The sequence below is a fragment of the Citrobacter sp. Cpo061 genome, from assembly GCF_030332845.1.
In the GTDB taxonomy this organism is placed as follows: Bacteria; Pseudomonadota; Gammaproteobacteria; order Enterobacterales; family Enterobacteriaceae; genus Citrobacter; species Citrobacter portucalensis.
This window is the reverse complement of sequence record NZ_JAOWHB010000034.1, coordinates 229,767-252,460: the sequence shown is the minus strand read 5'-3', so window position 1 is coordinate 252,460 and position 22,694 is coordinate 229,767. Positions and strand designations below refer to the sequence as shown.

At 52.6% G+C, this 22,694-nt stretch carries 20 protein-coding genes and 1 other annotated feature; of the genes, 15 read left to right on the top strand and 5 right to left on the bottom strand.

Annotated elements, in window-relative coordinates; translation table 11 throughout:
• Position 1 precedes the first annotated feature (1 nt).
• Genes creB through creD form a run of 3 tightly spaced genes read left to right on the top strand, consistent with a single transcriptional unit; the run spans position 2 to position 3,534 of the window.
• Positions 2-691: a two-component system response regulator CreB gene (gene creB, locus OGX97_RS04745; RefSeq protein ID WP_008786140.1), complete on the top strand. Its 690-nt coding sequence runs from the start codon at positions 2-4 to the stop codon at positions 689-691.
• Positions 691-2,115: a two-component system sensor histidine kinase CreC gene (gene creC, locus OGX97_RS04740; protein ID WP_048214983.1), complete on the top strand. Its 1,425-nt coding sequence runs from the start codon at positions 691-693 to the stop codon at positions 2,113-2,115. Before creB ends, creC begins: the two co-directional genes overlap by 1 nt.
• Positions 2,116-2,172: 57 nt before the next feature.
• Complete coding sequence (gene creD / locus OGX97_RS04735; protein WP_235125497.1) at positions 2,173-3,534, top strand: cell envelope integrity protein CreD; 1,362 nt, start codon at positions 2,173-2,175, stop codon at positions 3,532-3,534.
• 60 nt (positions 3,535-3,594) lie between these two features.
• Here the strand turns inward: creD and arcA are convergent, their stop codons facing one another.
• Positions 3,595-4,311: a two-component system response regulator ArcA gene (arcA, locus tag OGX97_RS04730; protein ID WP_001194359.1), complete on the bottom strand. Its 717-nt coding sequence runs from the start codon at positions 4,309-4,311 to the stop codon at positions 3,595-3,597.
• A 95-nt stretch (positions 4,312-4,406) separates the two neighbouring features.
• On the opposite strand from arcA, the gene yjjY reads away from it, so the two are divergent.
• The 6 genes from yjjY to thrC all read left to right on the top strand — a co-directional run bounded on the left by yjjY (position 4,407) and on the right by thrC (position 10,673).
• The gene (yjjY, locus tag OGX97_RS04725; protein ID WP_042998021.1) at positions 4,407-4,547 is read left to right on the top strand and encodes a protein YjjY; all 141 of its coding nucleotides are present in this window, start codon (positions 4,407-4,409) and stop codon (positions 4,545-4,547) included.
• Between the two features lie 399 nt (positions 4,548-4,946).
• Positions 4,947-5,633 (top strand): tRNA/rRNA methyltransferase, encoded by a 687-nt coding sequence (locus OGX97_RS04720; protein ID WP_003829762.1) that lies wholly within the window; start codon positions 4,947-4,949, stop codon positions 5,631-5,633.
• Positions 5,634-5,839: 206 nt separating this feature from the next.
• Positions 5,840-5,966, top strand: a sequence feature (Thr leader region).
• Entirely contained in the window at positions 5,845-5,910 is a 66-nt protein-coding gene (gene thrL, locus OGX97_RS04715) for a thr operon leader peptide (protein WP_032337689.1), read from the top strand. (Overlaps the previous feature by 66 nt.)
• A 23-nt stretch (positions 5,967-5,989) precedes the next feature.
• Positions 5,990-8,452, top strand: a complete 2,463-nt coding sequence (thrA, locus tag OGX97_RS04710; RefSeq protein ID WP_003829761.1) for a bifunctional aspartate kinase/homoserine dehydrogenase I — start codon at positions 5,990-5,992, stop codon at positions 8,450-8,452.
• Position 8,453: 1 nt separating this feature from the next.
• Complete coding sequence (thrB, locus tag OGX97_RS04705) at positions 8,454-9,383, top strand: homoserine kinase (protein ID WP_128611311.1); 930 nt, start codon at positions 8,454-8,456, stop codon at positions 9,381-9,383.
• Positions 9,384-9,386: 3 nt separating this feature from the next.
• A complete protein-coding gene (gene thrC / locus OGX97_RS04700) occupies positions 9,387-10,673 on the top strand; it encodes a threonine synthase (RefSeq protein ID WP_235125489.1) in 1,287 nt (428 codons plus the stop codon).
• Positions 10,674-10,757: 84 nt separating this feature from the next.
• Here the strand turns inward: thrC and yaaA are convergent, their stop codons facing one another.
• Both yaaA and OGX97_RS04690 read right to left on the bottom strand, forming a co-directional pair.
• Positions 10,758-11,531, bottom strand: coding sequence for a peroxide stress protein YaaA (gene yaaA / locus OGX97_RS04695; RefSeq protein ID WP_032942329.1), 774 nt, complete (start codon positions 11,529-11,531; stop codon positions 10,758-10,760).
• 77 nt (positions 11,532-11,608) lie between these two features.
• A complete protein-coding gene (locus OGX97_RS04690) occupies positions 11,609-13,039 on the bottom strand; it encodes an alanine/glycine:cation symporter family protein (RefSeq protein WP_020996236.1) in 1,431 nt (476 codons plus the stop codon).
• Between the two features lie 273 nt (positions 13,040-13,312).
• Between OGX97_RS04690 and tal the strand changes: the two genes are divergently transcribed.
• The 3 genes from tal to OGX97_RS04675 all read left to right on the top strand — a co-directional run bounded on the left by tal (position 13,313) and on the right by OGX97_RS04675 (position 16,396).
• Complete coding sequence (tal, locus tag OGX97_RS04685; protein WP_003829752.1) at positions 13,313-14,266, top strand: transaldolase; 954 nt, start codon at positions 13,313-13,315, stop codon at positions 14,264-14,266.
• 110 nt (positions 14,267-14,376) lie between these two features.
• Positions 14,377-14,964, top strand: a complete 588-nt coding sequence (mog, locus tag OGX97_RS04680; protein WP_003829749.1) for a molybdopterin adenylyltransferase — start codon at positions 14,377-14,379, stop codon at positions 14,962-14,964.
• 124 nt (positions 14,965-15,088) lie between these two features.
• On the top strand, positions 15,089-16,396 hold the full coding sequence (locus tag OGX97_RS04675; RefSeq protein ID WP_032942331.1) for an MFS transporter: 1,308 nt from the start codon (positions 15,089-15,091) through the stop codon (positions 16,394-16,396).
• Between the two features lie 34 nt (positions 16,397-16,430).
• Here the strand turns inward: OGX97_RS04675 and satP are convergent, their stop codons facing one another.
• Both satP and OGX97_RS04665 read right to left on the bottom strand, forming a co-directional pair.
• Positions 16,431-16,997 (bottom strand): acetate uptake transporter, encoded by a 567-nt coding sequence (gene satP / locus OGX97_RS04670; RefSeq protein WP_003829744.1) that lies wholly within the window; start codon positions 16,995-16,997, stop codon positions 16,431-16,433.
• Positions 16,998-17,361: 364 nt separating this feature from the next.
• On the bottom strand, positions 17,362-17,766 hold the full coding sequence (locus OGX97_RS04665; RefSeq protein WP_057066993.1) for a DUF2541 family protein: 405 nt from the start codon (positions 17,764-17,766) through the stop codon (positions 17,362-17,364).
• Positions 17,767-18,150: 384 nt separating this feature from the next.
• Here OGX97_RS04665 and dnaK point away from each other — a divergent pair, with 384 nt between their 5' ends.
• From dnaK to nhaA, 3 genes are all read left to right on the top strand, one after another.
• The gene (dnaK, locus tag OGX97_RS04660) at positions 18,151-20,073 is read left to right on the top strand and encodes a molecular chaperone DnaK (protein WP_003829739.1); all 1,923 of its coding nucleotides are present in this window, start codon (positions 18,151-18,153) and stop codon (positions 20,071-20,073) included.
• An 85-nt stretch (positions 20,074-20,158) separates the two neighbouring features.
• Entirely contained in the window at positions 20,159-21,292 is a 1,134-nt protein-coding gene (dnaJ, locus tag OGX97_RS04655; RefSeq protein ID WP_003829737.1) for a molecular chaperone DnaJ, read from the top strand.
• A 206-nt stretch (positions 21,293-21,498) separates the two neighbouring features.
• Positions 21,499-22,665 carry a Na+/H+ antiporter NhaA gene (nhaA, locus tag OGX97_RS04650; protein WP_008786152.1) on the top strand — a complete coding sequence of 389 codons (1,167 nt, stop codon included), beginning with the start codon at positions 21,499-21,501 and terminating at the stop codon, positions 22,663-22,665.
• Positions 22,666-22,694 lie beyond the last annotated feature (29 nt).

Genomic DNA, 22,694 nt, shown 5'->3' with positions numbered 1-22,694 from the left:
AATGCAACAGCCGTTGATCTGGTTGGTTGAGGATGAGCAGGGAATCGCTGATACGCTTATCTACATGCTGCAACAAGAAGGGTTTAGCGTAGAGGCGTTTGAGCGCGGATTTCCCGTGCTGGAGAAATCTCGCCAGCAATGCCCTGATGCCATCATTCTGGATGTCGGGCTACCGGATATCAGCGGTTTTGAACTGTGCCGACGTTTACTGGAACGCCACCCGGCGTTGCCGATCCTCTTTCTGACCGCGCGCAGCGATGAAGTGGATCGCCTGTTGGGGCTGGAAATTGGCGCAGATGACTATGTTGCCAAGCCTTTCTCGCCGCGCGAGGTGTGCGCTCGTGTGCGTACGCTGCTGCGGCGGGTGCAAAAATTCTCCACGCCTTCATCGATGACACGCTGTGGGGATTTTGAACTTAATGAGCTGGCCGCGCAGATTACCTGGTTCAGCATACCGTTGAACCTGACGCGTTATGAATTCCTGCTGCTGAAAACATTGCTGATGTCGCCGGGACGTATTTACTCTCGCCAGCAACTGATGGATTTAGTCTGGGCAGACGCACAGGATACCTTTGACAGAACGGTTGATACTCACATCAAAACGCTGCGCGCCAAGCTGCGGGCTATCAATCCGGAGCTTTCCCCCATCAATACACATCGCGGTATGGGATACAGCCTGAGGAATTGCTGATGCGCATTGGCATGCGTTTGCTGCTCGGCTATTTTCTGATTGTCGCGGTCGCCGCCTGGTTTGTTCTGTCGATCTTTGTGCAGGAAATTAAGCCAGGCGTTCGTCGGGCGACCGAAGGTACTTTAATTGATACCGCCACGCTGCTGGCTGCACTGGCGCGTGATGACGTGCTCTCTGACTCACCGGCTAACGGCAAGCTGGCGCAGGCATTTGCGCAGCTGCATAACCGCCCATTTAACGCCAACATCAGCGGCATTAACAAAGTGCGTAATGAATACCATGTCTATATGACGGACGCGCAGGGCAAGGTGTTGTTTGATTCAGCTAACCAGGCCGTCGGTCAGGACTACTCCCGCTGGAACGATGTGTGGTTAACGCTGCGTGGGCAGTATGGCGCCCGCAGCACGCCGCAAAACCCGAACGATCCGGAAAGCTCGGTGATGTACGTTGCCGCGCCGATCGTAGACGGTGGGCGTATTATCGGCGTGCTCAGTGTCGGCAAACCAAATGCGGCGATGGCACCGGTGATTAAACGCAGTGAACGGCGAATGCTGTGGGCCAGCGCCGTATTGCTGGGCATTGCCCTGGTGATTGGCTTCGGGATGGTATGGTGGATAAACCGATCCATTGCCCGGCTGGCGCGTTATGCCGACTCCGTTACCGAGAATCGCCCCGTCCCACTGCCTGATTTAGGCAGCAGCGAGTTACGCAAACTGGCGCAGGCGCTGGAAAGTATGCGTCTGAAGCTCGAAGGCAAGAACTACATTGAGCAGTATGTCTACGCGTTAACGCATGAGCTGAAAAGTCCGCTGGCGGCCATTCGTGGCGCGGCAGAGATATTGCGCGAAGGCCCGCCGCCAAACGTGGTAGCGCGTTTTACCGATAATATTCTGACGCAAAATGCGCGTATGCAGGCGCTGGTCGAAACTTTGCTGCGCCAGGCGCGACTGGAGAATCGACAGGACATTACGTTGACGGCAGTGGAAGTAGATACGCTTTTTGCTCAGCTCAAAGAGGCGCGTAGCGTGCAGCTGGCGGCAAAAAACATTACGCTGACCATTCTGCCTTCATCGCTTAGCGTCGCTGCCGATCCCGCGTTACTGGAGCAGGCATTGGGGAACTTGCTCGACAACGCTATCGACTTCACGCCACAGGGCGGGACGATTACGTTGAGTGCGCATCAGCAGGAGGAGCTGGTCACATTGCAGGTTACCGACAGCGGTAGCGGGATCCCTGATTTTGCGTTGCCGCGTATTTTTGAGCGCTTCTACTCGCTGCCCCGCGAGAATGGGCACAAGAGCAGCGGTTTGGGGCTGGCGTTTGTCAGTGAAGTTGCACGACTGCATGAAGGTACGGTGACATTATCTAACCGACCAGAGGGCGGCGCCCAGGCCTCGTTTACGCTTCACCGTCACTTCACATAACTTCAAATTCTCCGCACATAGCTGTTCTACCTTGCTGATATTGCAAAGGAGAACGCTATGTTTAAATCACCCCTGTTTTGGAAAATCGTCACCTTAGGCGGCGCAATATTACTGCTGTTAATTCCACTGACGATGGTCAGGCAGATAATCGTTGAGCGATCGGATTATCGTGATGAAGTCGAAGATGCTATTCGTCAGAGCACCAGCGGGCCGCAAAAGATGGTCGGGCCGCTGATTGCCGTCCCGGTGACGGAACTGTATATCGAGCTGGAAGGCGACAAACAGATCCAGCGTAAGCGCAGCTATATCCATTTCTGGCTGCCGGAGTCGTTGGTGGTTGAGGGGAATCAGAACGTTGAAGCGCGTAAAATCGGTATTTACGAAGGCCAGGTCTGGCACAATGACCTCTCGGTGAAGGCCGAGTTTAACGCTGAACGCTTGCGTGATTTAAACCATCCCAACGTCAGCGTCGGCAAACCGTTTATCGTGGTTGGCGTGGGGGATGCGCGCGGGATCGGCGTGGTGCAAGCGCTGCAGGTCAATGGGGAATCGCTGGCCGTTGAGCCAGGGACGGGGCTGGATGGAGGAGCTCAAGGGATCCACATTCCGCTACCTGACGCGAGCTGGGCGGAGCAAAACCTGAGCATGGTGCTGTCGTTGAATTTGAGCGGAACCGGAGATTTCTCCGTTGTTCCGGTTGGCCGTAACAGTGAAATGACTTTAACCAGCAACTGGCCGCATCCCAACTTTCTGGGGGATTTCCTCCCGGCGAAGCGCGAAATCAGCGAATCAGGATTTAAGGCCCAGTGGCAAAGCAGCTGGTTCGCGAATAACCTCGGCGAACGCTTTGATGGCGAAAAGATTGGCTGGAAGGGAATGCCTGCATTTAGCGTTGCCGTCGCCACGCCAGCGGATCAGTATCAGTTAACGGACAGGGCTACCAAGTATGCCATCCTGCTGATTGTACTGACCTTTATGTCTTTCTTCGTGCTTGAAAGTATGACCAGCCTGCGTCTGCACCCGATGCAGTATCTGCTGGTGGGGCTATCGCTGGTGATGTTTTATCTGCTGCTGCTGGCATTGTCTGAGCACATTGGGTTTACGGCGGCGTGGATTACGGCAAGCCTGGTAGGCGCGTTAATGAACGGGGTGTATCTGCAGGCGATATTACAGAGTCGGCGGAACAGTATTTTATTCACCGTGGCGCTGCTGGGGTTGGATGGGGTGATGTGGGTGCTGCTACGTTCACAGGACAGCTCTTTACTGCTGGGAACCGGCGTGCTGTTGGTCGCGTTGTGTGGCGTGATGTTCCTGACGCGTCATCTTGACTGGCACTCGCTGGCACAGCCAAAACCAAAGCCGACAGAAATTCCGGAGCCTCTGCCTGCGCAGAGTGACGAGTTTCGCTTATGGAAATAGGGCGGTGGGGAAATGAAAAACGGCGCATAACGCGCCGTTTTTTTACCTGTAAGGATTGAATTAATCCTGCAGGTCGCCGCAGAAACGGTAGCCTTCACCGTGAATGGTGGCGATGATTTCTGGCGTATCCGGCGTAGATTCGAAATGTTTACGAATGCGGCGGATAGTCACGTCAACGGTACGGTCATGCGGCTTCAGTTCGCGACCGGTCATTTTTTTCAGCAGTTCTGCGCGAGACTGGATTTTGCCCGGATTCTCACAGAAGTGAAGCATTGCACGGAATTCGCTGCGTGGCAGTTTATACTGCTCGCCGTCAGGACCAATCAGAGAGCGGCTGTTGATGTCCAGCTCCCAGCCGTTGAACTTGTAGCTTTCGACGCTACGGCGTTCTTCGCTGACAGTACCCAGGTTCATGGTACGGGACAGCAGGTTACGAGCACGGATAGTCAGTTCGCGCGGGTTAAACGGCTTGGTGATGTAATCGTCTGCGCCGATTTCGAGGCCGAGAATTTTATCGACTTCGTTATCACGGCCCGTCAGGAACATCAGCGCAACGTTAGCTTGTTCGCGAAGTTCGCGCGCTAACAGGAGGCCATTTTTCCCAGGCAGATTGATATCCATAATCACAAGGTTGATGTCATATTCAGAGAGAATCTGATGCATTTCCGCGCCATCTGTCGCTTCGAATACATCATAGCCTTCTGCTTCGAAAATGCTTTTCAACGTGTTGCGTGTTACTAACTCGTCTTCAACGATAAGAATGTGCGGGGTCTGCATGTTTGCTACCTAAATTGCCAACTAAATCGAAACAGGAAGTACAAAAGTCCCTGACCTGCCTGATGCATGCCGTAAATTAACATGATCGGCGTAACATGACTAAAGTACGTAATTGCGTTCTTGATGCACTTTCCATCAACGTCAACAACATCATTAGCTTGGTCGTGGGTAGTTTCCCTCTGGACCCGACAGTGTCAAAAACGGCTGTCATCCTAACCATTTTAACAGCAACATAACAGGCTAAGACATGCCGGACACCCAATAAAACTACGCTTCGTTGACATATATCAAGTTCAATTGTAGCACGTTAACAGTTTGATGAAATCAACGTATCCAAATGTTTGCTTTCATCACAAAATTGCAATATTACAACTAGTTGCACGAGCTAATTAATAAATGTAATGAATCCAACCAATGCGATCCATTTTAAAATAAATTATCATGGATAAACAGAGGGATATACAACTTTTGTTAACATAAAAAGCAATAGTACAGTTTGGAAATAGTTTAGCATTTTTTACCGGATGCGAAATCCTTTTTCAGTGACTTCTGTTAAAAAAATGTAAATTCGCGCTGCGTAATATGTTGACGTGCGTCACATTATTACTTGCAGACTGACCAAAAAGAGTATCGAAATGCGTTTAACAATTATTCTGGTTGCCCCTGCCAGAGCGGAAAATATTGGTGCGGCTGCCCGTGCGATGAAGACCATGGGATTCACTCAATTACGTATCGTTGACAGCGAGGCGCACCTGGAACCCGCCACGCGATGGGTCGCGCATGGATCGGGCGACATTATTGATAATATTAACGTTTTTCCAACGTTAGCCGATGCGCTTCACGACGTTGATTTTACCGTTGCGACCACCGCGCGTAGCCGGGCGAAGTTCCATTATTACGCCACCCCGGTCGAACTGGTTCCCCTGTTACAGGAGAAATCCACGTGGATGGAACATGCAGCGCTGGTGTTTGGTCGTGAAGATTCGGGGCTGACCAATGAAGAATTAGCGCTGGCAGATGTACTCACTGGTGTACCGATGGTCGCTGACTATCCTTCACTCAATTTGGGGCAGGCGGTGATGGTGTATTGCTATCAATTAGCAGGTTTAATACAACAACCGGCCAAAAACGTTGAGGTGACGGATGAACTTCAGCTGCAGGCATTGCGCGCACGCGTTTTGCGTTTATTAGCCACGCTGAACGTTTCTGACGACATCAAGCTGACGGACTGGTTGCAACAGCGAATGGGTCTGTTGGGGCAGCGAGACACGGCAATGTTGCACCGTTTTTTACATGATATTGAAAAAAACATCACAAAATAAAATGTCGAACAATTTTTGCTGTGTAGTGTTTTGTTCTTGGTTCAAGTGGGCTCAACATGCTGTATTGGTTGAAAGTAAAAGGGCAAGCAGTCGCTCATGAACAAGTTTCGGAATGTGATCAATTTAAAAATTTATTGACTTAGGTCAGCAGATACTTTAACCCTAAAAGAATACAGGACAGATAATAAATAATTACAGAGCACACAACATCATGAAACGCATCAGCATCACCATTACTACAACCATCACCATTACCACAGGTAACGGTGCGGGCTGACGCGTACAGGAAACACAAGAAAAAGCCCGCACCTAAACAGTGCGGGCTTTTTTTTCGACCAAAGGCAATGAGGTAAACCATGCGAGTGTTGAAGTTCGGCGGTACATCAGTGGCAAATGCAGAGCGCTTTCTGCGGGTTGCCGATATTCTGGAAAGCAATGCCAGACAGGGGCAGGTCGCAACCGTTCTCTCTGCCCCCGCAAAAATTACCAACCATCTGGTGGCGATGATTGAGAAGACCATCGGTGGTCAGGATGCTTTAGCTAATATCAGCGACGCCGAACGCATTTTCTCCGAGCTGCTGGTGGGTCTTGCCGCCGAGCAACCAGGTTTTCCGCTGGCGCAGCTCAAAGCCTTTGTTGAACAAGAATTTGCTCAGATTAAGCACGTCCTGCACGGCATCAGCCTGCTGGGACAGTGCCCGGACAGCATCAATGCCGCGCTTATCTGCCGTGGTGAAAAAATGTCGATTGCTATCATGGCCGGCCTGCTGGAAGCACGCGGGCATAACGTAACGGTCATCGACCCGGTGGAGAAATTGCTGGCTGTCGGCCATTACCTCGAATCTACCGTTGATATCGCCGAATCTACGCGCCGCATCGCCGCCAGCCGTATTCCTGCGGACCACATGATTCTGATGGCAGGGTTTACCGCTGGAAATGAAAAAGGTGAGTTAGTGGTGTTGGGGCGTAATGGCTCTGACTACTCTGCCGCCGTACTGGCCGCCTGTTTGCGTGCCGATTGTTGTGAAATCTGGACCGATGTCGACGGTGTATATACTTGCGATCCGCGTCAGGTACCCGACGCCCGACTGCTTAAGTCGATGTCTTATCAGGAAGCGATGGAGCTTTCTTACTTCGGCGCTAAAGTGCTGCACCCGCGCACCATTACCCCTATTGCCCAGTTCCAGATCCCGTGCCTGATTAAAAATACCGGCAATCCGCAAGCGCCCGGTACGCTGATCGGTGCCAGCAGTGATGACGATGATTTGCCGGTAAAAGGTATTTCTAACCTCAATAACATGGCGATGTTTAGCGTTTCCGGCCCTGGAATGAAAGGCATGGTGGGCATGGCGGCGCGCGTTTTTGCCGCAATGTCGCGTGCGGGCATCTCGGTAGTGCTGATCACCCAATCCTCTTCTGAATACAGCATCAGCTTCTGCGTCCCGCAGGGCGACTGCGCGCGTGCACAACGCGCTATGCAGGATGAATTCTACCTCGAGCTGAAAGAAGGCCTGCTGGAGCCGCTGGCGGTGACTGAGCGTCTGGCCATCATCTCTGTTGTTGGTGATGGTATGCGCACCCTGCGCGGCATCTCGGCGAAGTTCTTTGCCGCGCTGGCTCGGGCGAACATCAATATTGTAGCGATCGCCCAGGGCTCGTCTGAGCGTTCTATTTCGGTGGTGGTGAATAACGATGACGCGACCACCGGCGTGCGCGTGACCCATCAGATGCTGTTCAACACCGACCAGGTGATTGAAGTGTTTGTGATTGGCGTAGGTGGCGTGGGCGGTGCACTGCTGGAGCAGCTTAAACGTCAGCAAACCTGGCTCAAAAAGAAGCATATCGATCTGCGCGTGTGCGGCGTGGCGAACTCGAAGGCTCTGCTGACCAACGTCCACGGTCTGAATCTGGAAAACTGGCAGTCGGAGCTGGAGAGCGCGAAAGAGCCTTTCAACCTTGGGCGCTTAATTCGTCTGGTGAAAGAATACCATCTGCTCAATCCGGTGATTGTCGACTGTACGTCAAGCCAGGCGGTAGCAGACCAATATGCCGACTTCTTGCGTGAAGGCTTCCACGTGGTTACACCGAACAAAAAGGCCAACACGTCGTCGATGGATTACTATCATCAGCTGCGTTTTGCCGCCGCGAAGTCTCGTCGTAAATTCCTGTACGACACCAACGTGGGCGCGGGCTTGCCGGTTATTGAAAACCTGCAAAATCTGCTCAGCGCAGGTGATGAACTGCAACGTTTTTCAGGCATCCTTTCTGGCTCACTGTCGTTTATTTTCGGCAAGCTGGATGAAGGCATGAGCTTCTCGCAGGCCACCACCCTGGCGCGTGAGATGGGCTATACCGAACCCGATCCACGTGACGATCTTTCCGGTACGGACGTGGCGCGTAAGCTGTTGATCCTGGCCCGTGAAACCGGTCGTGAGCTGGAGCTTTCTGACATTGTCATTGAGCCGGTCCTGCCAAAAGAGTTTGATGACTCCGGTGATGTTTCCGCGTTTATGGCGAAATTGTCGCAGCTGGATGACGTCTTTGCCGCGCGTGTGGCGAAAGCCCGTGATGAGGGAAAAGTATTGCGCTATGTTGGCAATATCGAAGAGGACGGCGTTTGTCGCGTGAAAATTGATGCAGTAGACGGCAACGATCCGCTGTTTAAAGTGAAAAACGGTGAAAACGCGCTGGCGTTCTATAGCCACTACTATCAGCCGTTACCGTTGGTTCTGCGCGGATATGGCGCGGGTAACGATGTGACGGCGGCGGGCGTCTTTGCCGACTTGCTACGCACCCTTTCATGGAAGTTAGGAGTCTGACATGGTGAGAGTTTATGCCCCGGCTTCCAGTGCCAATATGAGCGTCGGGTTTGATGTGCTCGGTGCAGCGGTAACGCCGGTGGACGGTTCGCTGTTGGGTGATGTGGTGTCCGTTGAGGCGGCTGACCAGTTCAGCCTGAACAACCTTGGGCGCTTTGCCAACAAACTGCCGCCTGAGCCGCGAGAAAACATTGTCTACCAGTGCTGGGAGCGATTCTGTCAGGAGCTGGGTAAAAGCGTTCCGGTGGCGATGACGCTGGAAAAAAATATGCCGATTGGCTCCGGGTTAGGCTCCAGCGCCTGTTCCGTCGTGGCGGCGCTGGTCGCTATGAACGAACATTGCGGTAAGCCGCTCAACGATACGCGCCTGTTAGCGATAATGGGCGAACTTGAAGGGCGTATCTCCGGCAGTATTCATTACGATAACGTCGCCCCGTGCTTTTTGGGCGGTATGCAGTTAATGATTGAAGAAAACGGCATTATTAGCCAGCAGGTGCCAGGCTTTGATGAGTGGCTGTGGGTACTGGCGTATCCAGGGATTAAAGTGTCGACGGCAGAAGCGCGGGCGATTCTCCCAGCGCAGTATCGCCGTCAGGACTGTATCGCTCACGGGCGGCATCTGGCTGGATTCATCCATGCCTGCTATTCCCGTCAGCCTCTTCTGGCCGCGAAGCTGATGAAAGATGTCATTGCTGAGCCGTATCGTACCCGCTTGCTGCCAGGCTTTAGCCAGGCGCGTCAGGCGGTCGCAGAAATTGGCGCGCTGGCCAGCGGTATATCTGGGTCTGGGCCGACGCTGTTCGCTTTGTGCGATAAGCCGGATACGGCACAGCGCGTAGCAGATTGGCTGGGTAAAAATTACCTACAAAATCAGGAAGGCTTTGTTCATATTTGCCGGCTGGACACGGCGGGCGCACGGGTACTGGGATAATCAATGAAACTGTATAATCTGAAAGATCACAACGAACAGGTCAGCTTTGCACAGGCTGTTACGCAAGGACTGGGCAAGAATCAGGGATTGTTTTTTCCGCACGATCTACCGGAATTCAATCTGACAGAAGTGGATGAGATGCTGAACCAGGACTTCGTTAGCCGCAGCGCGAAGATCCTGTCCGCATTTATTGGTGATGAGATCCCTCAGGAAATTCTGGAAGAGCGCGTGCGTGCGGCATTTGCCTTTCCGGCTCCGGTTGCCCAGGTTGCCGCGGATGTCGGCTGTCTGGAACTGTTCCACGGCCCTACGCTTGCATTTAAAGACTTTGGCGGGCGCTTTATGGCGCAGATGCTGACGCACATCAGTGGCGACAAACCGGTAACGATTCTGACGGCGACTTCCGGAGACACCGGGGCGGCGGTTGCGCATGCCTTTTATGGCCTGAAAAATGTGCGCGTGGTGATCCTCTACCCGAACGGCAAGATCAGCCCATTACAGGAAAAACTGTTCTGTACGCTGGGCGGTAATATTGAAACTGTGGCGATTGATGGCGATTTTGATGCCTGCCAGGCGCTGGTGAAACAGGCGTTTGATGACGAAGAGCTGAAGGTGGCTCTGGGACTGAACTCGGCGAACTCAATTAACATCAGCCGCCTGTTGGCGCAAATCTGTTACTACTTTGAGGCTGTGGCCCAACTGCCGCAAGAGGCGCGTAATCAACTGGTGATTTCCGTTCCCAGCGGTAACTTTGGCGATCTGAGCGCCGGGCTGCTGGCGAAATCACTGGGCTTGCCGGTGAAGCGTTTTATCGCGGCGACTAACGTTAATGATACGGTTCCGCGTTTCCTTGCAGAAGGTGAGTGGGCGCCGAAAGCGACCCAGGCAACGTTGTCGAATGCGATGGATGTCAGCCAGCCGAACAACTGGCCGCGCGTGGAAGAACTGTTCCGCCGTAAAATCTGGCGTCTGAATGAGCTGGGTTATGCCGCTGTTGACGATGCGACGACTCAGGACACGATGCGTGAGTTACATGAGATAGGCTACACCTCAGAACCGCATGCAGCGGTGGCTTACCGAGCGCTGCGTGACCAACTGAATCCTGGCGAGTACGGCCTGTTCCTTGGTACTGCGCATCCGGCGAAGTTTAAAGAAAGCGTTGAAGAGATTCTTGACCTGACGCTGGCGTTGCCAAAAGAACTGGCGGAACGCGCGGACCTGCCGCTGCTTTCTCATCACCTGCCAGCTGATTTTGCTGAACTGCGCAAGCTGATGATGACCCGCGGTTAACGGTTGCGCCCGCTGGCGCTTTGCATAGCGGGCCGACAAAACCTGTAGGCCGGATAAGGCGTTAGCCGTCATCCGGCCTTTTTACTATTGCTCGTGGCGTTTAAACACCAGTTCGCCGTTTCCTGATGCTTCTTCATCAAAGAAGTAGCCTTCGCTGTTAAATGCGGTCAGCTGTTCCGGTTGCGTTAAGCGGTTCTCAATAATGTAGCGACTCATCAGGCCGCGCGCTTTTTTGGCATAGAAGCTGATGACTTTAAACTTGCCGTTCTTCTCGTCGAGGAAGACCGGTTTGATAAGCTCAGCGTTGAGTTTTTTCGGCTTCACGGATTTAAAATACTCATCCGAGGCGAGGTTGATCACCACGCTGTCGCCTTGCGCTTCCAGCGCTTCGTTAAGTTTATCGGTGATGGTATCTCCCCAGAACTGGTAGAGATCTTTACCCTTCGCATTGGCCAGACGAATGCCCATCTCCAGACGGTATGGCTGCATCAAATCCAGCGGACGCAAAACGCCGTACAACCCGGACAGCATCCGTAAATGCTGTTGAGCGAAGTCGAAATCCGCCTCGCTGAAGGTTTCAGCCTGCAACCCTGTATAGACGTCGCCTTTAAACGCCAGAATGGCCTGACGTGCATTGTCCGGCGTGAAGTCAGGCTGCCAGTCATGGAAACGGGTGGCGTTCAGATCCGCCAGCTTGTCGCTAATCCCCATCAGCTTGCCAATCTGCGGTGCAGAGAGCTGGCGTGCCACGTGAATAAGCTGCTGAGAGTGATCCAGCAACTCGGGCAGCGTATGACGTGTCGTTGCCAGCGGGCTTTGGTAGTCGAGCGTTTTTGCAGGTGAAATCAGAATCAGCATATCCAGTCCTTGCAGGAAATTTACTGCGACTTTAGCAAAAAAAACGACTGAATTGATCGATGGTTGCGATTGCCGCGCTATTCGCGCGGCGTTTCATCCCAGCTATCGGGCGCAAGCTGTTGTCTGATATCAGGATAACGGCGCGGATCGAATTCCGGGCGCACCCCGAGTTTTCGCTGGCGCAGATAGTCGCTGGCGATGGTATGGACAACCGGAGAAAGCAGAAGAATCGCCGTCAGGTTAGTAATGGCCATACAGGCCATGATGATGTCGGCAAGTTGCCAGACCAGCGGAAAACTGATTAACGTACCGCCAATGACGGTGCAAACGGTGGCAATACGTAATAACCAGATAACCCGGATGTTGTCCAGTTTCAGGAAAATGAGGTTGTTTTCCGCATAAATGTAGTTGGCGACGATAGAGCTAAAGGCAAACAGAATCACTATTAAGGCAACGAATCCGGCCCCCCATTCACCCGTCAGCGAGACCATGGCTCGTTGCAGCAACTGGATGCCTTCCATTGGCACATAAGTGGTGCCATTACCCGCCAGTAAAATGATCATTGCGCTGGCCGTACAAAGAATTAGCGTATCGCCCAATACACCAATCATTTGCACAATGCCTTGTGCTGCAGGGTGTGGCGGCCAGGATGCTGCCGAGGCAGCCGCGTTCGGAGTTGAGCCCATTCCGGCTTCATTAGAGAACATACCGCGCTGAAAACCGCTGGCAATGGCCTGGCTTAGCGTATACCCGGCTGCACCGGCCGCGGCTTCCTGCCAGCCAAAGGCGCTTTTTATGATGGTCATGATAATGCCGGGGAGCTGTCCGAAATGCCAAAGGCAGATGACGAGGCTACAACCGATCCACAGCAGCGCCATCATCGGAACAAACCATTGCATCAGGCGGGCAACGCCTTTAATGCCGCCGACGATGACCAGTAATGACACTATTGCCAGTGCGATACCGGAGAAGAGGGGAGGGATGTCAAAAGCAAAGGTCAACGCACGAGAGACTGAGTTTGCCTGCACGCTGTTAAAAATCAGGCCATAGGCAATGAGTAAAAAGATGGCAAACAGCACGCCCATCCAGCGCATGCCCAATCCACGGGCCATATACCATGCAGGACCGCCGCGAAACTGTCCCTTGCTGTCGCGCTCTTTATACAGCTGGGCAAGGGAACATTCGGCGAATGAGGTTGCCATACCAATGACCGCCGAGACCCACATCCAGAAAATGGCTCCCGCGCCGCCGGCAGCGATCGCCAACGCCACACCCGCCAGATTTCCGCTACCGACGCGCGCGGCAAGACTGGTGCACAGAGCCTGAAAAGAAGTTAAACCGCCCGGCTGCGGGCTGATGCTGTTTTTAAGACTTTTGCCAAACTGGCGAATATAGCGGAACTGCACGAACCCTGTACGCCAGGTGAACCAACATCCTGCGCCAAGCAGGAGGTAGATCATCACCGATCCCCAGAGTATTTCATTAATAAATGAGAAAAAATCAGGCATTAACATCCCTCTTGTTGATGCCGGTAAGCGCGAATAATCCCGTGTAAGCGCTACCAATTATCGACCAGTATATACCTTATAAGGTGATTGATTGCGGGAGTTTACCATAACAATAGGTATATCCTTAATTGCGCATCACGAGCTGTGAGATGCGTAATCAGGGCTGAGCGGCGGGTCGGACAATCCAGGCGGTTGCGCTGAGAGTGCGTCGTGCTATCATCAGGGAAGATCGGTTACATCCCCCTAACAAGCTGTTTAAAGAGAATCGCTATCATGACGGACAAATTGACCTCCCTTCGTCAGTTCACCACAGTAGTGGCCGACACCGGAGACATCGCGGCAATGAAGCTGTATCAGCCTCAGGATGCCACAACTAACCCTTCTCTCATTCTTAACGCAGCGCAGATCCCAGAATACCGCAAGCTGATTGATGACGCTGTAGCCTGGGCTAAGCAGCAGAGCAACGACCGCGCACAGCAGATCGTCGACGCGACCGACAAACTGGCAGTAAATATCGGTCTGGAGATCCTGAAACTGGTCCCGGGCCGTATCTCTACTGAAGTTGACGCTCGTCTGTCTTACGATACCGACGCGTCCATCGCGAAAGCAAAACGTCTGATCAAAATGTACAACGATGCTGGCATCAGCAACGATCGCATTCTGATCAAACTGGCTTCAACCTGGCAGGGCATCCGTGCCGCTGAGCAGCTGGAAAAAGAAGGTATCAACTGTAACCTGACTCTGCTGTTCTCCTTCGCGCAGGCGCGCGCATGTGCAGAAGCTGGCGTATACCTGATTTCTCCGTTTGTTGGTCGTATTCTGGACTGGTACAAAGCCAACACTGACAAGAAAGAGTATGCACCGGCAGAAGATCCGGGTGTGGTTTCCGTAACGGAAATCTATGAGTACTACAAACAGCACGGTTACGAAACCGTGGTGATGGGTGCGAGCTTCCGTAACGTCGGCGAAATCATTGAGCTGGCAGGCTGCGATCGTCTGACTATTGCTCCGGCACTGCTGAAAGAACTGGCGGAAAGCGAAGGCACTATCGAACGTAAACTGTCCTTCTCTGGCGAAGTGAAAGCGCGCCCTGCACGCATCACCGAAGCTGAGTTCCTGTGGCAGCACAACCAGGATCCGATGGCTGTAGACAAACTGGCGGACGGTATCCGTAAGTTTGCTGTAGACCAGGGTAAACTGGAAAAAATGATCGGCGATCTGCTGTAATCATTAATGCGTGGCCCTGATATGGGTCACGCTACCTCTTCTGAAACCTGTCTGTCCTTCCCTTCGCAGTGTATCATTCTGTTTAACGAGACTGTTTAAACGGAATAATCATGAATACTTTACGCATTGGCCTGGTTTCCATTTCTGACCGTGCTTCCAGCGGCGTTTACCAGGATAAAGGTATCCCGGCCCTTGAAGAGTGGCTGGCATCTGCCCTTACCACCCCTTTTGAGCTGCAAACGCGACTGATCCCGGATGAACAGGCGATCATCGAACAGACCTTATGTGAGCTGGTGGATGAAATGAGCTGTCATCTGGTGCTGACTACCGGCGGAACGGGTCCGGCCCGCCGCGATGTAACGCCTGATGCCACGCTGGCCGTAGCCGACCGCCAGATGCCGGGCTTTGGCGAGCAGATGCGCCAGATAAGCCTGCACTTTGTGCCAACGGCTATTCTCTCCCGCCAGGTTGGTGTGATTCGCAAACAGGCGTTGATTCTGAATCTGCCAGGGCAGCCGAAATCGATCAAAGAAACGCTGGAAGGCGTGAAAGATGCCGACGGTAAGGTTATCGTGCCGGGTATTTTTGCAAGTGTACCGTATTGTATACAGTTACTGGATGGGCCGTATGTGGAAACCGCACCGGCTGTTGTAGCATCTTTTCGTCCTAAAAGCGCAATCCGCGATATAAACGCCTGAAAGTAGCCCGATCGTGACATAAGTGCCAATGACAGTGGAGTATTGAATTGTTTACGATATAGTAATTTTTGCTTTACATATATCGACAGACAGATTCAATAACTCCACTGACTCATGGTTTGCTATGTCACAACACACTCGACCGCTGAATCGCCAGGATTATAAAACTCTTACGCTTGCTGCCCTCGGCGGTGCGCTTGAGTTTTATGATTTCATTATCTTCGTCTTCTTTGCCGCTGTTGTTGGCGAACTCTTCTTCCCGGCAGACATTCCTGAATGGCTACGTCAGGTGCAAACCTTCGGCATTTTTGCCGCCGGATATCTGGCGCGTCCACTGGGTGGCATCATCATGGCGCACTTTGGTGATCTGGTCGGGCGTAAGAAAATGTTCACCCTGAGCATTTTGCTGATGGCGATACCGACGCTGGCGATTGGTCTTTTGCCTACCTACGCCTCAATGGGGATCCTCGCGCCGCTGCTGTTACTCCTGATGCGCATTTTGCAAGGCGCTGCCATCGGCGGAGAAGTGCCGGGCGCGTGGGTGTTCGTGGCAGAGCACGTACCGGAGCGCCGCATCGGCATTGCCTGTGGCACGCTGACCGCCGGGCTGACGGTGGGGATTCTGCTGGGATCGGTGGTTGCGACGCTGGTGAATACCAGCCTGACGCAGCAGGCGGTGCATGACTACGGCTGGCGTATCCCGTTCCTGCTGGGGGGCGTGTTTGGGCTGGTGGCGATGTACCTGCGTCGCTGGTTGCAGGAAACGCCCATTTTCCTCGAAATGCAGCAGCGTAAAGCGCTGGCGCAAGAGCTACCGGTGAAGTCGGTGGTGAGCAAACATAAAAAAGCGGTGGTTATTTCTATGCTGCTGACTTGGCTGTTATCGGCCGGGATTGTGGTGGTGATCCTGATGTCGCCAGTCTGGTTGCAGAAGCAGTATGGTTTTGCACCGGCGTTGACGTTACAAGCCAACAGTGTCGCGACCATTATGCTGTGCGTCGGCTGTCTGCTGGCCGGGTTTATTGTCGACCGGGTCGGCGCCAGCAAAACCTTTATTGTCGGCAGCCTGCTGCTGGCCTGTTCAAGCTGGTTTTTCTATCATCTGACCGGCAGCCATCCTCAGCACTTGTTCTTGCTATACGGGCTGGTAGGGTTGTGCGTTGGCGTGGTGGGGGCTGTGCCTTATGTGATGGTGCGGGCGTTTCCGGCGGAGGTCCGCTTTACCGGAATCTCCTTTTCTTACAACGTGTCGTACGCCATTTTTGGTGGTCTGACACCAATCGCCGTGACGATGTTAATGAGCGTGTCGCCAATGGCTCCGGCCTGGTATGTGCTGGCGTTATCGCTGGTGGGATTAGGTCTGGGGGTTTGGCTGCGACAGGATATTTATCATCGCGATACGAGCGTGCAGGGAGAGTTACAGCGCTTGTAAGGAATATCCCCCCGTTCGGGGGGATAGCGTCAGATTAGTGCGCTTCACCAATCGGCAGGATGGTACGGCCAAACTGTTCGTTCAGCACTTCACCCATCGCCAGGTAAATGGCGCTTGCGCCACACACTAAGCCAATCCAGCCAGCAACGTGAATGATCGCTTCGTTACCTGCAATGTTGCCGACCGCCAGCAGTGCGAACAGCACTGTCAGGCTCAGGAAGACAAACTGCAACGCGCGGTTAGCTTTCAGCGTGCCGAAGAACATGAACAGTGTAAACACGCCCCACAGACCCAGGTATACGCCCAGGAACTGACCATTGGTTGCATCCGCCAGGCCCATTTTCGGCATGATCAGGATTGCAACCAGCGTCAGCCAGAACGAACCGTAGGAGGTAAAGGCGGTTAAACCGAAGGTGTTGCCTTTTTTATATTCCAGCAGACCGGCAAATATTTGCGCGATACCGCCGTAGAAAATGCCCATCGCCAGAATAATAACGTCAAAGGCGAAGAAACCCGCGTTGTGCAGGTTAAGCAGAATGGTGGTCATGCCAAAGCCCATCAGGCCCAGCGGTGCCGGATTAGCCAACTTAGTGTTGCCCATAATTCCTCAAAATCATCATTGATTGAATGGTGAAATAGTTTCCCCAAATAACGATCACTGTCTTCGGGGCGCGGCATGATAATCAGGGGAGAGGGCACTGTCTATGATCTAACGAAGGGAAAATGAATTATTTTCCCTGTGATGGACATCACGCTTACGCGTGGTTGATCATTTTGCTAAGACAGACGATTTGAAGTACCGCCGGGAGCTGAGGGATTTGGTGGACGATCTGGTAAGAAATACCCATCGCCAGATGGCGCTGCTTCATGGGCGCGGCAGTGGTTATTCCAGATCAAAGGCTTTCACATCAACCGCGTGTCTGCCCCGCATGTTTTCTATGGCTTCTGAATCAAAATGTGCGGAATTAATCGTCGCCAATAACTTTCAGCGTTGCCATGTCAGAGGAGTTTACTGACTGGCCTGAGAAGGTGATTTTAGACACGCAGCGTTTATTGTCGTTGTCGCTATTAATAGTGATCCAGTTGGTCGTTTGTCCCTCTTTAATGGATGACGGGACGTTCAGGCTTTGGCTGGAAGTGCGTACTGCTTTGAAGTAGACGGATGCGCCGTTAAGTTTAATATCGCCGCGATCGGCGGTGAGCTGAATGCGCTTCACTACCCGGCAAACGGGAATTCTCAGCGTGAGATCGTTGGTTGCGTTGCGGGGCATCGCAATCATACCCAGAACTTTATGATCGTTAGCGTGCGCGGCGCTGCTCAGCAGCAGGCCCATAAGCAGGCTGGTGGAAAGGGTTAACACGGATTTCATGGAATTTCTCTTTGACGGCTGTAAAAGTGTGTGACATCAGACCATCTTACCGCCGACGGGAAACCGTTTCATGGTCGTAATCTTTTCTTTTTATTACAATTTTCACATGAATGACCGTGCTGGTTTTGATTTGTTTTGTGAATTGATTTTGATTGGAAACTATTCGTTTTTTTGCCTTTCTGCCTTTTTACCTTAATTTTATCGCCACTGTGCTAAAAAAAATTTTCATGCCCCCCTTGATGACGTGGGTTACGACCCCATCTTGTAGACAACCGCAGTGGTGAGTCTGAAAAAAAACGATTCAGGGTAGTTGAAACCGCACGTTTCGCCCTTATTACAGATTCACAACCACATGATGACCGAATTTTTAGTGGAGACGTTTAGATGGGTAAAATTATTGGTATCGACCTGGGTACTACCAACTCTTGTGTAGCGATTATGGATGGCACTACTGCACGTGTGCTGGAGAACGCCGAGGGCGATCGCACCACGCCTTCTATCATTGCTTATACCCAGGATGGTGAAACTCTGGTTGGTCAGCCGGCTAAACGTCAGGCAGTGACAAACCCGCAAAACACCCTGTTTGCGATTAAACGCCTGATTGGCCGCCGCTTCCAGGACGAAGAAGTACAGCGTGATGAAGCCATCATGCCGTACAAAATCATCGGTGCTGACAACGGTGATGCATGGATTGACGTAAAAGGTCAGAAAATGGCACCGCCGCAGATTTCTGCTGAAGTGCTGAAAAAAATGAAGAAAACGGCTGAAGATTACCTGGGCGAACCGGTAACTGAAGCGGTTATCACCGTACCTGCATACTTCAACGATGCTCAGCGTCAGGCAACCAAAGATGCTGGCCGTATCGCAGGTCTGGAAGTAAAACGTATCATCAACGAACCGACCGCAGCGGCACTGGCTTACGGTCTGGATAAAGAAGTCGGCAACCGTACTATCGCGGTTTATGACCTCGGTGGTGGTACTTTCGATATCTCTATTATCGAAATCGACGAAGTTGACGGCGAAAAAACCTTCGAAGTTCTGGCAACCAACGGTGATACCCACCTGGGTGGTGAAGACTTCGACAGCCGTATGATCAACTACCTGGTTGACGAATTTAAGAAAGATCAGGGTATCGATCTGCGTAATGACCCGCTGGCGATGCAGCGTCTGAAAGAAGCCGCTGAGAAAGCGAAGATCGAACTGTCTTCCGCTCAGCAGACCGACGTGAACCTGCCGTACATTACTGCAGACGCGACTGGTCCGAAACACATGAACATCAAAGTGACCCGTGCGAAACTGGAAAGCCTGGTTGAAGACCTGGTTAACCGTTCTATCGAGCCGCTGAAAGTTGCTCTGCAGGATGCTGGTCTGTCTGTTTCCGACGTTCAGGACGTTATCCTGGTCGGTGGTCAGACTCGTATGCCGATGGTACAGAAGAAAGTTGCTGAGTTCTTCGGTAAAGAGCCGCGTAAAGACGTTAACCCGGACGAAGCAGTGGCAATCGGTGCTGCCGTTCAGGGTGGTGTATTGACCGGTGATGTGAAAGACGTGCTGCTGCTGGACGTTACCCCGCTGTCTCTGGGTATCGAAACCATGGGTGGCGTGATGACTCCACTGATCGCGAAAAACACCACTATCCCGACCAAGCACAGCCAGGTGTTCTCTACCGCTGAAGACAACCAGTCTGCGGTAACTATCCACGTGCTGCAGGGTGAACGTAAACGCGCCGCTGATAACAAAGATCTGGGTCAGTTTAACCTGGATGGTATCAGCCCGGCTCCGCGCGGTATGCCGCAGATCGAAGTTACTTTTGACATCGATGCCGACGGTATCCTGCACGTTTCCGCGAAAGACAAAAACAGCGGTAAAGAGCAGAAGATCACCATCAAGGCTTCTTCTGGTCTGAACGAAGAAGAAATTCAGAAAATGGTTCGCGAAGCAGAAGCGAACGCAGAATCTGACCGTAAGTTTGAAGAGCTGGTTCAGACTCGTAACCAGGGTGACCATCTGCTGCACAGCACTCGTAAGCAGGTTGAAGAAGCAGGCGACAAACTGCCAGCTGACGACAAAACTGCCATCGAGTCTGCACTGACAGCGCTGGAAACTTCTCTGAAAGGCGAAGACAAAGCGGATATCGAAGCGAAAATGCAGGCGCTGGCACAGGTTTCCCAGAAACTGATGGAAATCGCTCAGCAGCAGCACGCACAGCAGCAGGCTGGTGCAGCAGGCGCTGATGCTTCTGCAAACAACGCGAAAGATGACGACGTTGTCGATGCCGAGTTTGAAGAAGTGAAAGACAAAAAATAATCGCCCTTTGAACGGGTAATTACTGGCACGGGCGAAGAGGTTTCCTCTCCGCCCGTGCACGCATGTTAGGGGCAGATAAAAAGAGATGGCTAAGCAAGACTATTACGAGATTTTAGGCGTTTCCAAATCAGCGGAAGAGCGTGAAATCAAAAAGGCCTACAAGCGCCTGGCCATGAAATTTCACCCGGACCGCAACCAGGGTGATAAAGAGGCCGAAGCCAAGTTTAAAGAGATCAAAGAAGCGTACGAAATCCTGACCGATGCGCAAAAACGTGCGGCTTACGATCAGTACGGTCATGCTGCGTTTGAGCAAGGCGGCATGGGCGGCGGCGGCGGTTTTGGCGGCGGGGCTGACTTCAGCGATATCTTTGGTGACGTGTTTGGCGATATCTTTGGCGGCGGTCGTGGTCGTCAGCGCGCCTCACGTGGTGCTGATTTACGTTACAACATGGATCTCACTCTGGAAGAAGCCGTGCGTGGCGTCACCAAAGAGATCCGTATTCCGACTCTGGAAGAGTGTGACGTCTGCCACGGTAGCGGTGCGAAGGCAGGTACTCAGCCACAGACCTGTCCAACCTGTCACGGTTCTGGTCAGGTACAGATGCGTCAGGGCTTTTTTGCCGTACAGCAGACCTGTCCACACTGTCAGGGCCGCGGTACGCTGATCAAAGATCCGTGCAACAAATGCCACGGTCATGGTCGTGTTGAGAAAAGCAAAACGCTGTCCGTTAAGATCCCGGCAGGGGTTGATACCGGCGACCGCATTCGTTTAGCGGGCGAAGGTGAAGCCGGTGAACATGGTGCGCCAGCAGGTGATTTGTACGTTCAGGTGCAGGTAAAACAGCACCCAATTTTCGAACGTGAAGGCAATAACCTGTACTGCGAAGTACCGATTAACTTTGCGATGGCTGCGCTGGGCGGCGAGATTGAAGTCCCAACGCTGGACGGTCGCGTGAAGCTAAAAATTCCGGGCGAAACGCAAACTGGCAAACTTTTCCGCATGCGTGGAAAGGGCGTCAAGTCTGTACGCGGTGGCGCTCAGGGCGACCTGCTGTGCCGCGTGGTGGTTGAAACCCCAGTGGGCCTGAACGACAAGCAGAAGCAACTGCTCAAAGATCTGCAGGACAGCTTTGGCGGCCCGACCGGCGAACAAAACAGTCCGCGCTCCAAAAGTTTCTTCGACGGTGTGAAGAAGTTCTTTGACGATCTGACTCGCTAATTCGCAGTTTTATCTCGAATAAAAAGCCTGGGACTGAAAAGTCTCAGGCTTTTTTATTTCTGTTTTCCGCTCGGAAAATCTTTATCGACTTACTCTGTATAGATCGTAAAAACCGATTTATCCATCATGAATAATCTAATTTTAACGAGCTTTTTGAGGGTGTAAGATAGTATTTACGAAGTATTCACCCAATAGAGAGAATAAAAGTGAAACATCTGCATCGTTTTTTTAGTAGTGACGCCTCGGGGGGCATCATTCTGATCATCGCAGCCGTGGTCGCTATGCTGATGGCAAATATCGGGGTTACCAGTGGATGGTACCACGCCTTTTTGGAAACGCCCGTTCAACTGCGGGTTGGCGCGCTTGAGATCAACAAAAATATGCTGCTGTGGATCAACGACGCGTTGATGGCGGTGTTCTTCCTGTTGATTGGTCTGGAAGTAAAGCGCGAGTTAATGCAAGGTTCGCTGGCCAGTCTGCGTCAGGCGGCGTTCCCGATCATTGCTGCTATCGGGGGCATGATTGTCCCGGCGCTGCTGTACCTGGCATTCAACTATGCCGATCCCATCACCCGTGAAGGGTGGGCGATCCCGGCGGCAACGGATATTGCTTTTGCGTTAGGTGTGCTGGCGTTGTTGGGCAGTCGTGTACCACTGGCGTTGAAAATCTTCCTGATGGCGCTGGCGATTATTGATGACCTCGGCGCTATCGTAATCATCGCACTGTTCTATACCAGCGACCTCTCGCTGCTGTCGCTGGGCGTTGCCGCGTGCGCGATCCTTGTTCTGGCAGGATTGAATCTGTGCGGAGTGAGACGCACCGGTATTTATATTCTGGTCGGCGTAGTGCTGTGGACTGCCGTACTGAAGTCTGGCGTGCATGCAACTCTGGCGGGCGTGATCGTGGGCTTCTTCATTCCATTGAAGGAAAAACATGGGCGTTCACCGGCGAAGCGACTGGAGCATGTTCTGCATCCATGGGTGGCATACCTGATCCTGCCACTGTTTGCTTTCGCCAACGCGGGCGTTTCACTGCAGGGCGTCACTATTGATGGACTGACCTCGATATTACCGCTGGGGATCATTGCCGGCCTGTTGATCGGCAAACCGTTGGGTATCAGTCTGTTTTGCTGGCTGGCGTTACGCCTCAAGGTGGCGCAATTGCCGGAAGGAACGAATTTCCAGCAGATTATGGCGGTCGGTATTCTTTGCGGTATTGGCTTTACGATGTCGATTTTTATTGCCAGCCTGGCGTTTGGCAACGTCGATCCTGAGCTGATTAACTGGGCAAAACTGGGGATCCTGATCGGCTCCTTGTTGTCGGCAGTGATAGGTTACTGCTGGTTACGTGCCCGGTTGAACGCATCAGCCTGACGGGATAACCCTTTCGTGACAATTTTCAG